9 protein-coding genes and 1 tRNA gene are annotated in these 9,229 nt (G+C 67.2%); 5 read left to right on the top strand and 5 right to left on the bottom strand.

All coding sequences use genetic code 11. The annotated features are described in order from the left end of the window. The 3 genes from Q0C81_RS11585 to Q0C81_RS11575 form a co-directional block, all read left to right on the top strand. A partial coding sequence (locus Q0C81_RS11585; RefSeq protein ID WP_291837814.1) for a TraB/GumN family protein occupies window positions 1-888 on the top strand: 888 nt, incomplete at its 5' end. Between the two features lie 259 nt (window positions 889-1,147). Beyond that, entirely contained in the window at window positions 1,148-1,384 is a 237-nt protein-coding gene (locus Q0C81_RS11580; RefSeq protein WP_291837812.1) for a DUF4926 domain-containing protein, read from the top strand. Between the two features lie 27 nt (window positions 1,385-1,411). Further along, window positions 1,412-2,065, top strand: coding sequence for an ankyrin repeat domain-containing protein (locus tag Q0C81_RS11575; protein ID WP_291837809.1), 654 nt, complete (start codon window positions 1,412-1,414; stop codon window positions 2,063-2,065). A 1,005-nt stretch (window positions 2,066-3,070) separates the two neighbouring features. Here the strand turns inward: Q0C81_RS11575 and Q0C81_RS11570 are convergent. Beyond that, window positions 3,071-3,144, bottom strand: a tRNA-Gly gene (locus tag Q0C81_RS11570). Between the two features lie 38 nt (window positions 3,145-3,182). Next, window positions 3,183-4,895, bottom strand: a complete 1,713-nt coding sequence (locus tag Q0C81_RS11565; RefSeq protein WP_291837806.1) for an amidohydrolase — start codon at window positions 4,893-4,895, stop codon at window positions 3,183-3,185. Window positions 4,896-4,987: 92 nt separating this feature from the next. Here Q0C81_RS11565 and Q0C81_RS11560 point away from each other — a divergent pair, with 92 nt between their 5' ends. After that, on the top strand, window positions 4,988-5,338 hold the full coding sequence (locus Q0C81_RS11560; RefSeq protein WP_291837803.1) for a hypothetical protein: 351 nt from the start codon (window positions 4,988-4,990) through the stop codon (window positions 5,336-5,338). Then, entirely contained in the window at window positions 5,335-5,766 is a 432-nt protein-coding gene (locus tag Q0C81_RS11555; RefSeq protein ID WP_291837801.1) for a DUF488 family protein, read from the top strand. The genes Q0C81_RS11560 and Q0C81_RS11555 overlap by 4 nt, the downstream gene beginning before the upstream one ends. Before the next feature lie 8 nt (window positions 5,767-5,774). Here the strand turns inward: Q0C81_RS11555 and Q0C81_RS11550 are convergent, their stop codons facing one another. The 3 genes from Q0C81_RS11550 to Q0C81_RS11540 all read right to left on the bottom strand — a co-directional run. Then, entirely contained in the window at window positions 5,775-6,167 is a 393-nt protein-coding gene (locus tag Q0C81_RS11550) for a hypothetical protein (RefSeq protein WP_291837798.1), read from the bottom strand. A gap of 1 nt (window position 6,168) precedes the next feature. Further along, the gene (locus Q0C81_RS11545) at window positions 6,169-8,343 is read right to left on the bottom strand and encodes a 3-hydroxyacyl-CoA dehydrogenase NAD-binding domain-containing protein (protein ID WP_291837795.1); all 2,175 of its coding nucleotides are present in this window, start codon (window positions 8,341-8,343) and stop codon (window positions 6,169-6,171) included. A 16-nt stretch (window positions 8,344-8,359) separates the two neighbouring features. Then, a partial coding sequence (locus Q0C81_RS11540; protein ID WP_291837792.1) for an acetyl-CoA C-acyltransferase occupies window positions 8,360-9,229 on the bottom strand: 870 nt, incomplete at its 5' end.

The raw sequence follows: 9,229 nt of genomic DNA, 5'->3' as shown, positions 1-9,229 counted from the left end.
ATCGCCTTCCAGCCCGCTCCGGCGCTGGCCCAGGCCGCGGCTCCCGCCGCTCCCGCCGTCGCCGCCGCGCCCCGCGCCGAGGGCGCCGGTCCGCCCCTCTGGGTCATTCGCGACGCGGATTCGACCATCTATCTGTTCGGCACCGTCCATGTGCTGCGCCCCACCACCGGCTGGGCGACCGACCGGATCGACACCGCCTTCGACAGCGCCGACCAGATCTGGTTCGAGATCTCCAACCCGGACGATCAGGCGGCCATGATGCCGATCGTGCAGCGCCTCGGCCTCTCGCCGCAGACGCCCCTTTCCAGCCTGCTGAACGCTGAGGAGAACGCCGACCTGCAGGCCGCCGCGGCCTCGATCGGCATGCCCGCCGCCCAGATGGACATCTTCCGCCCCTGGCTGGCCGGCCTGACCCTGTCGGTCGCCCCGCTGGTCAAGGCGGGCTACGATCCGGCCTCGGGCGTCGAGCTGGTGCTGAAGGCCCGCGCCCTGGCCGCCGGCAAGCCGCTCCACGGCTTCGAGACGCTGGAGGAACAGGTCGGCCTGATCGCGGGCCTGCCCGACGACGCGCAGCTGGACTTCCTGCGCAGCACGCTGGAGACCTACGACAACGCCACCGTCGAGCTCGACCGCCTGGTCGGCGCCTGGTCGAAGGGCGATGTGGCGGCCATCGAGCGCTACGGCGTGCAGGAGATGAAGGACGACAACAAGGTCGTCTACGACACCCTGCTGACCAACCGGAACGTCAACTGGGCGGGCCAGATCCAGACCCTGCTGGACGGCTCGGGCACCGTCTTCATCGCGGTCGGCGCGGCGCACCTGGCGGGGGACGACAGCGTGCAGTCGATCCTCGAACGCCGCGGCGTCCACGCCACGCGGGTCGAGTAGGGGCTGGAGCGGGCGGCGGGAATCGAACCCGCACGAAAAGCTTGGGAAGCTGGAACTACTTGTTCTATTTCAAAGGCTTAAATGCGAAACAGGCCGTTTTCGGCCTCTATGATTTCAATGGGTTAGCGGGCGTTGGCAAAACCAAAATCCGCGCCCAACGGGGATCCGATAGACGCGGTCGACTTAGCTTAATGGCTGCTTTGCGCGCCTGGCCGACAGTCCGCTAACGACCCATTGCGGACATTCGGCATCATCTGACATGGTGACTGCTCACCATTTGGACGGCATCGCCATGTTCGTTGAGTTCGACGCTGTGCGACTGCTGATTGATGTGCCGGAACTCGGTCTGAAGCGAGGTATGGTCGGAACGGTGTTGATGATCCACACCGGCCCATCGCTTGCCTACGAGGTGGAGTTCATGGAGGCGGAGGGCGATACCTTCGCCGTTCAGCCGAATGATATCGAATCCGCATCCGCTACCCATCTCCAAGCGTGAGCAGCGAGGTCCGCTTCCAAGCATGACGTGCATGTCCGCTCTCGACCCATTGCGGACATTCATCTCAGCCGTCATCGTCAGGATATGCCTGCTGACAGTTCACACGAGGTCATCCGCCCCTATCCGTTGATCACCGAAGCGATCCGAATGGGCAACTGGCCGGAAACTGCCCACCTCCTGAATCGATACCCTGAAATGCGGACTCTCAACGTTCCGGCTTTCGGCTCATGGCTTCACTACGCTTGCGCCCGAGGCACGAGGGAGATCGTGGCGGGCTTAGTCTCGCAAGGATTCGAAGCCTCTTCCAAAAGCGAGCGCGACGAAATCACGCCGCTCGCGTTCGCAGCTTCATCGGGCAAAGCCGAGATCGTCGACTTGCTGTTGGGGCTAGGGGTGCCACTCGATACGAGTACCTCAGAGGGCAACCCGCTCTTCCGAGCAGTGTTGGCCAGGTCAGAGGAAGTCGCCCGCGCGCTTTTGGACGCCGGGATCGACACAACACCCCGCTACAAGTTGGGAAGCATCGGCGAGACCGTTGATGCTGTCGCTTTCGCGATGTTGCATGGAGCGCGCGATCTCGCGCGGCTCATAGCATTGCGTGATGGCAGCGGGGACGAGGATAACGCAAGGTCGGCTATGGACCAGGGACTTCGCATCGCTCACGCAATAACCAGTAAGTAGGACGTCCGCTTTCTACCTCTGGGCGACAGTCCGCTTTCGACCCATTGCAGACATAAGGGTGCACTTCAGGGCCGGTTGCAGACCGCACTTCAACGGCTAAGATTGAGCGATGAGCACCGCTTCCCTGCAAGCCGATACGACGGCACCCTGAGCTTATGGCTGTCAAACAAAGGATCGTCAGAATATCTCAGAGCTCGCTGAGCGAAGCGTCTGTCGATACCGACGCCTTGGAGCGGCTCTTGCGGTTCGACCTAGCGGGACCTGAAGATACCTTGGACCTCGATTGGGCCCCTAACGGGCTGCTAGCGCTTGCTCGACGGTCTTTTACGGAGGGGCAAGTCGCAGCGCTGCGGGACATATTAGAGGGATCAAAGCTCCTCAACGAGGAATGCGCGGCTGGACCACAACACGATCCTGTCTACTCAGATGTGACCTGTCTTGTCGCTCCTGAGGTCCAGCGTGCGGCAGGTGTCTTGGCTGGCCTAACCTCCACCGACATCCTTCGAGCACTTCCGGCGACTTGGGGGGCGCAAAGGGAAGTCATCGGCGCTGGGACGCCTGACGATCCGCCCAACTACTACAAAGAACACTTCTCTGCTCTTCTAAACTTTGCCCAAGGGGCGGCAGATCAAGAGCTCTGCTTAGTCCAGTGGTGGGACTGAACGTCATCGGCGCTATCAGCTGGGGCGAGCTCCACATGCGACCTCGACCGGACGTTGGGGCAAGGTCCATGGCACACTCGCCTATGTCCGCTTCCCACCCTTAGCGGACATTCAGAGCGTCCGCTTTGCGCTTGCTCATCAGGATCACGAAAGATCGGTTTGTGAATGCGCCCACGACGCCTCAGATTACACAGCCAGCGCCGTGACGATGTGGTGGCAGACGACCGTTATGCCCTGATACCTAGTCGCCTCACGACCGCGTTGCCCAGGCCGTCGGAGAAGCCATTAGAGGCTGTTTGGCTCAACTTTTTGCAAAACCGCGAGGGCGATTTCGCCTAAGTGTTGGAGCGGGCGGCGGGAATCGAACCCGCACGAAAAGCTTGGGAAGCTTTCAGGCTACCACTACATCACGCCCGCGCAGCCGGAGGCAGCCTTAAGCGGAACGCCGCGGTGCATCAAGGCGAGATGCGCGCAGGGGTTCCAGGCAGACGGAACTCCACGCCGTCTGTGGCCGAGATGACGGCATGGACGGTCGAGCCGTCCACGATCGTCAGCACGGCCCGTCCCTTGGGGATGTCAGCCAGGGGCGCGGTCATCAGGTCCACGTCGAAGGCGGTCAGGTCGGCGCGCTTGCCGACCTCGATGCTGCCCAGCTCGGCCTCGCGGAAGCTGGCGTAGGCCGGCCACAGGGTGAACATCTTCAGGGCCGTGGCGCGATCCACCGCCTCGTCGGGACGCCAGTCGGGCCCCTGGAAGCCCTCCAGATCGCGCCGCGCGACGGCGGCGTAGAACTCGATCAGGGGCGAGCCGCGCTCGACCGGCGCGTCCGAGCCGCCGACGACGATGACGCCCCGGTCGGCCAGGCTGTGCCAGGCGTAGGCGCCGTCCAGCCGGGCGTCGCCCAGCCGCGCGGGGGCGAAATGCAGGTCGCCGATGGCGTGGCTCGGCTGCATCGAGGCGATGATCGGCAGGTCGTGGAACCAGTGATAGTCCGACGGGCGCACGATCTGGGCGTGCTCGATCCGCCAGCGGACGTCCGCGCCGTTGGGCCGCGCGGCGGCGGGGACGGCGTTGAGGGCCTCCGCGTACCAGCTCGCCACCGAGGCGTTGCCGCGATCGCCGATGGCGTGGGTCGCGACCTGGATGCCGCCCCGCAGCGCGGCCGCGTACAGGGGAACGATCTCCGCCTCGGTGATCTGCATCAGGCCGGTGGTGTCGGGCCGGTCGGCGTAGGGCTCGAACAGCGCCGCGCCGCGCGAGCCCAGGGCGCCGTCGGCGTAGTATTTGATCGCCCGGGTGATGATCCGGCCGTCGGCGGCGCTGCGCGGACCGCCGGCGATCAGCTCGGCGGCGCCGTCGGGCGTGACGCTGTTGTAGACCCGCAGCGGCGCCTCGCCCGCCTCGGCCATCTGCTCCAGCAGGGGCACGTCGCGCCACGGGGCGCTCATGAAATGGACGCCGGTCCAGCCGTAGGCGGCCTCGACGCGGAAGCCGGCGCGATAGGCCTCGCGGGTGGCGGCGGGATCGGCCTGGGGCATAAGGCGGGCGACCAGCCCTTCGGCGGCGTCGACCAGCAGGCCGGTGGGTTCGCCGTCCGGCCCCTTCAGGATCTCTCCGCCGGACGGCGCGGCGGTCGAGGCGTCGATCCCGGCGGCGGCGAGGGCGGGGGAGGAGACGACCACCGCGTGGCCGTCGGCGCGGCTGAGCAGGACGATGCGCCCCGGGGCGGCGGCGTCCAGGTCGGCGGCGGTCAGGAAGCGGCCCTCCGGCCACCGGGTCTCGATCCAGCCGCGCCCGACGATGGGGCCGTCCGGATGCGCCTGGGCCCAGGCCGTCAGTCGGGCCATCGCATCCGCGACCGAGGCCGAGCCTTCGAGGTTCAGGGTCAGTTCGCGCCAGCCCACGCCGTCCAGGTGGGCGTGGCCGTCGGTGAAGCCGGGGAACAGGGCCGCGCCCTGCAGGTCCACCACCTCCAGATCTGCGGCGTCCGGCGCGTCCGCGAGCGCGCCGACATAGGTGATGCGGCCGTTGCGGACCTGGACCACCTCGGCGGTCGGCGCGCCGTCCACGCCGGTGTAGATCGGACCGCCCCGGATGATCAGGTCCTGCGCCTGGGTCGAAGTGGCGGTTCCGGCCAGCAGCAGGGCGAGAAGGAGCGTCCGTCGCATCTGATCGTTCCTTACGGGAAGGGGCTTCGGACTCGCCTTATTGCGTCCGCCCCGTCAAGCTCGACACTTCGATCGTTCGAGGGACCTACGCCATGACGCCGCTCATCCTCGTGTTCGCCGGAGTGTTCCAGACGGCGCCGGCCGAGCCGGTCAGGGCCGAACTCTGCCTGGCCCATGTGAACGTGATGATCGCCGAGGCCGTGCGGGAGACGGGGCGGGTCGCCGGCCCCAGCTGGTTCATCCGCGACTGGTGGGAGGAGCGGACGCCTGCGTCGGGCGAGGCCGGAACCCTGACGCCGGAACAAAGAGCCGCGCTCGAACGGACGCTGGCCGAGCGCAGGACGCAGGACCGGGCGCGCCACGACTCCGAGCTGGGCTCGTGCGTGGACGAGGCGATCGGCGCCGGGGCCGTCCCGGGAATGGCGCGGGTCAGCCCGGGATGAAGCTCTTCACCATCGGCTATGAAGGCGAGCCGCAGGCGGCGGTGATCGACCGGCTCAAGGCCGCGGGCGTCGAGGTGCTGGTCGATGTGCGCGCGGTCGCGGCCTCGCGCCGCGCCGGCTTCTCCAAGACGGTGCTGGGGAACAGCCTGGGCGAGGCCGGGATCGACTACGTCCACCTGCGTCCGCTGGGCACGCCCAAGGCCGGGCGCGAGGCGGCGAAGAAGGGTCGGATCGGCGAGATGCGGGAAATCTTCGCGGGCCATATGGCCGAACCCGCGTCAGAGGCGGCGTTCCAGCAGCTGCGCGCGCTGGCGTCGGAGAAGCGGACCGCGCTGCTGTGCTTCGAGGCCGACCACGCCGGGTGTCATCGCGCGGTCCTGGCCGAGCGACTGGCCGGCGAGGACGGGTTCGAGGTGGTGAACCTCTAGGGCCCGCTTCAGTGGGCCGCGAACAGGCCCCATCCCGCCGCGATGGCGATCAGGGCGAACAGCCAGGAGGAAGGGAAGCGCCACGGCGCGATCCCGCCCTTCATCGCGACCCAGATGGAAAGCGGGGACAGGATGACGGCGACCAGCGTCAGCAGGATCGCCACATCCGCCGAGCCCGGACGAACGGCCGCGACGCCGTAGCCGAGCGCCATGACCAGCAGCAGCACCGTCACCATGTGCCAGGTCATGTAGTTCAGCCAGCAGCTGGCCTTGTCGAAGTCGTGGGCCGCCAGCAGCGGACGGGCGGCGAACCGCCCGCCCACGAAGGTATGCACCGCGAAGGTGATCAGGGAGAGGACAGCGGCCGCCGCGAAACCCGCATTGGCCGCCGTCCCTTCCATGTCAGGCCGCCGCCTTCTTGCCTTCGAAGTTTCCGTAGAAGGTCTCACCCTTGGCGGCCATGTCGCGCACGAACTGCGGGACCTTGAAGCGGTCGCCGTAGCGTTCGGCGTACTCGTCCGCCTTGGCCACGAAGGCCTTCAGGCCGGTCTGGTCGATGAAGGTGATCGGGCCGCCGGTCCAGGGCGCGAAGCCCCAGGCCAGGATGGCCCCGACGTCGGCCTCGCGGGGGTCGTCGATGACGCCCTCGTCCCAGCATTTCGCGACCTCGACCGCCTGCCGGTACAGCAGGCGCTGCTTCTGGTCCTCGATCAGCTCGGGCGTCGAGTCGTTGATCTTCACCGGGGCCAGGTCCGACAGGCCGGCCCACAAGGTCTTGGGCTTGGTTTCGTAGTCGTAGAAGCCCTTGCCGTTCTTGCGGCCGTAGCGGCCCAGGTCCTCGACCATCACGCGCACGATCTCGGAGCCCGGCAGGGGCTGGTACTTGTCGCCCAGGTCCAGCGCGGTCTGCTTGGCGACCTTGACCGACAGGTCCAGCGCGACGTCGTCGTGCATTTCCAGCGGGCCGCGCGGCATGCCGGTCATGCGGCCCAGGTTGTCGATCAGGGCCGGGGCGTAGCCCTCCTCCAGCATCGCCAGACCTTCGGCGACGTAGGTGGCGAAGCAGCGCGAGGTGTAGAAGCCGCGGCCGTCGTTGACGACGATCGGGGTCTTCTTGATCTTCAGGATGTAGTCCAGCGACTTGGCGATGGCCGCTTCGCCGGTCTTCTCGCCCAGGATGATCTCGACCAGCATCATCTTGTCGACGGGCGAGAAGAAGTGGATGCCGATGAAGTCCTCGGGACGGACAGAGGCTTCCGCGAGGCCGGTGATCGGCAGGGTCGAGGTGTTGGAGCCGAAGATGGCGCCCGGGGCCAGCTGGGCCTCGGCGCGCTTGGTCACCTCGGCCTTGATCTCACGGTTCTCGAACACGGCCTCGATGACCAGGTCCGATCCCGTGATCAGGTCGTAGTCGGTGGTGGCGGTGACCGAGCCGAGCAGGGCGTCGTACTTCGCCTGGTCGATCTGGCCGCGCGACAGGCGCTTCTTCAGCAGCTCCTCGACGTGGGCCTTGCCCTTGTCGGCGGCTTCCTGGGTCTGGTCGATCAGGATGGTCTCGATGCCGGCCAGGGCCTGCACATAGGCGATGCCCGCGCCCATCATGCCGGCGCCCAGGACGGTGACCTTCTTCGGGTCCGACTTGGGCACGCCTGCGGGGCGGACGGCGCCCTTGTCCAGTTCCTGCTTGGACAGGAACAGCGAGCGGATCATGGCCTGGGCCTGCGGCGTCATCAGGGTCTTGATGAAGTAGCGGGTCTCGATGCGCAGGGCCGCGTCCATCGGGACCTGAACGCCCTCATAGACGGCCTTCATCAGGTTGGTGGCGGCCGGATAGTTGCCGTAGGTCTGCTTGCGGATCATCGCGTTGCCGACGATGAAGTTCTGCACCCCGACCGGGTGGTAGGGGCCGCCGCCGGGCAGTTTGAAGGACTTGTCGTCCCACGGCTGGACGGCCTTGCCGCCGCCCTTGATCCAGGCCTTGGCGGCCTCGACCTCGGTCCCGACGGGAACGACCTCATGCACGAAGCCGGCGCCCTTGGCGTCGTTCGGACGGAAGGACTTGCCCTCGGTCATGGCCATCATGGCCGCCTGCACGCCGATCAGGCGCGTCAGGCGCTGGGTGCCACCGCCGCCCGGGAACAGGCCGACCTTGATCTCGGGCAGGCCCAGCTGGATCTTCGAGCTGTCGCCCACGACGCGGTAGTGGCAGGCCAGCGTCAGTTCCAGACCGCCGCCCAGCGCCAGGCCGTTGATGGCCGCGGCCACCGGCTTGCCGCAGGTCTCCAGCGCGCGCAGGGCGCCGTTCAGTTTCCAGCCTGCGTCATAGGCGTCCTGCAGCGAACCGCCGGCCAGCATGCCGCCGGCCATGTCGCCCAGGTCGGCGCCGGCGCAGAAGCCGGAGGCCTTGCCCGAGGTCAGGACCGCGCCCTTGATGGCGTCGTCGGTCTTGATGCGTTCGACCCACTCGGGGATCTCCTGCATCACGCCCGAGGTGAGGGTGTTCATCGAGCGTCCCGGGACGTCGAAGGTGATCAAGGCGATGCCGTCGGCGTCGACGTCGATCTTGAAGTTTTCCATGTTCATGATCTCCGGATCAGACGCGTTCGATGACGGTGGCGGTGCCCATGCCGCCGCCGATGCACAGGGTGATCAGGGCGGTTTCCTTGTTCGAGCGCTCCAGCTCGTCCAGCACCACGCCGGTGATCATGGCGCCGGTTGCGCCGAGCGGGTGGCCCATGGCGATGGCCCCGCCGCAGACGTTGATCTGGTCATGCGGGATGTCGAGCGCCTGCATGAAGCGCAGGACGACGGCGGCGAAGGCCTCGTTCAGCTCCCACAGGTCGATGTCCGACTTGGACATGCCCAGCTTGCCCAGCAGCTTGTTGGCCACGAACTCCGGGCCGGTCAGCATGATCGAGGGCTCCGAGCCGATCGAGGCGGCGCCGCGGATCTTGGCGCGCGGCTTCAGGCCCAGGGCCTTGCCGGCTTCCAGCGAGCCGATCAGCACGCCGGCCGAACCGTCGACGATGCCCGAGGAGTTGCCCGGGGTGTGGACGTGGTTGACCCGCGCGACCTCGGGGTAGCGCTGGTTGATCACGGCGTCGAAGGCCATCTCGCCCATCATGGCGAAGGACGGGTTCAGCGCGCCCAGGGTCTGCATGTCGGTGTTGGGGCGGATGGTCTCGTCATGGTCCAGACGGATAAGGCCCAGCTGGTCCTTGACCGGCACGACCGAGCCCTTGAACCGGCCCTCGGCCCAGCTTCTGGCCGAACGCTTGTGGCTTTCCACGGAGTAGGCGTCCACGTCGTCTCGGCTGAAGCCCCATTTGGAGGCGATCATGTCGGCCGAGACGCCCTGCGGGACGAACCAGGTCGGGAAGGCCGAGGACGGATCGACCGGCCAGGCGCCGCCGTCCGAACCCATCGGCACGCGGCTCATGGCCTCGACACCGCCGCCGACGGC

This window comes from Brevundimonas sp., assembly GCF_023259385.1.
Taxonomy (GTDB): Bacteria; Pseudomonadota; Alphaproteobacteria; order Caulobacterales; family Caulobacteraceae; genus Brevundimonas.
The sequence above is the reverse complement of the archived record's forward strand: the minus strand, read 5'-3'. Positions and strand labels throughout refer to the sequence as shown.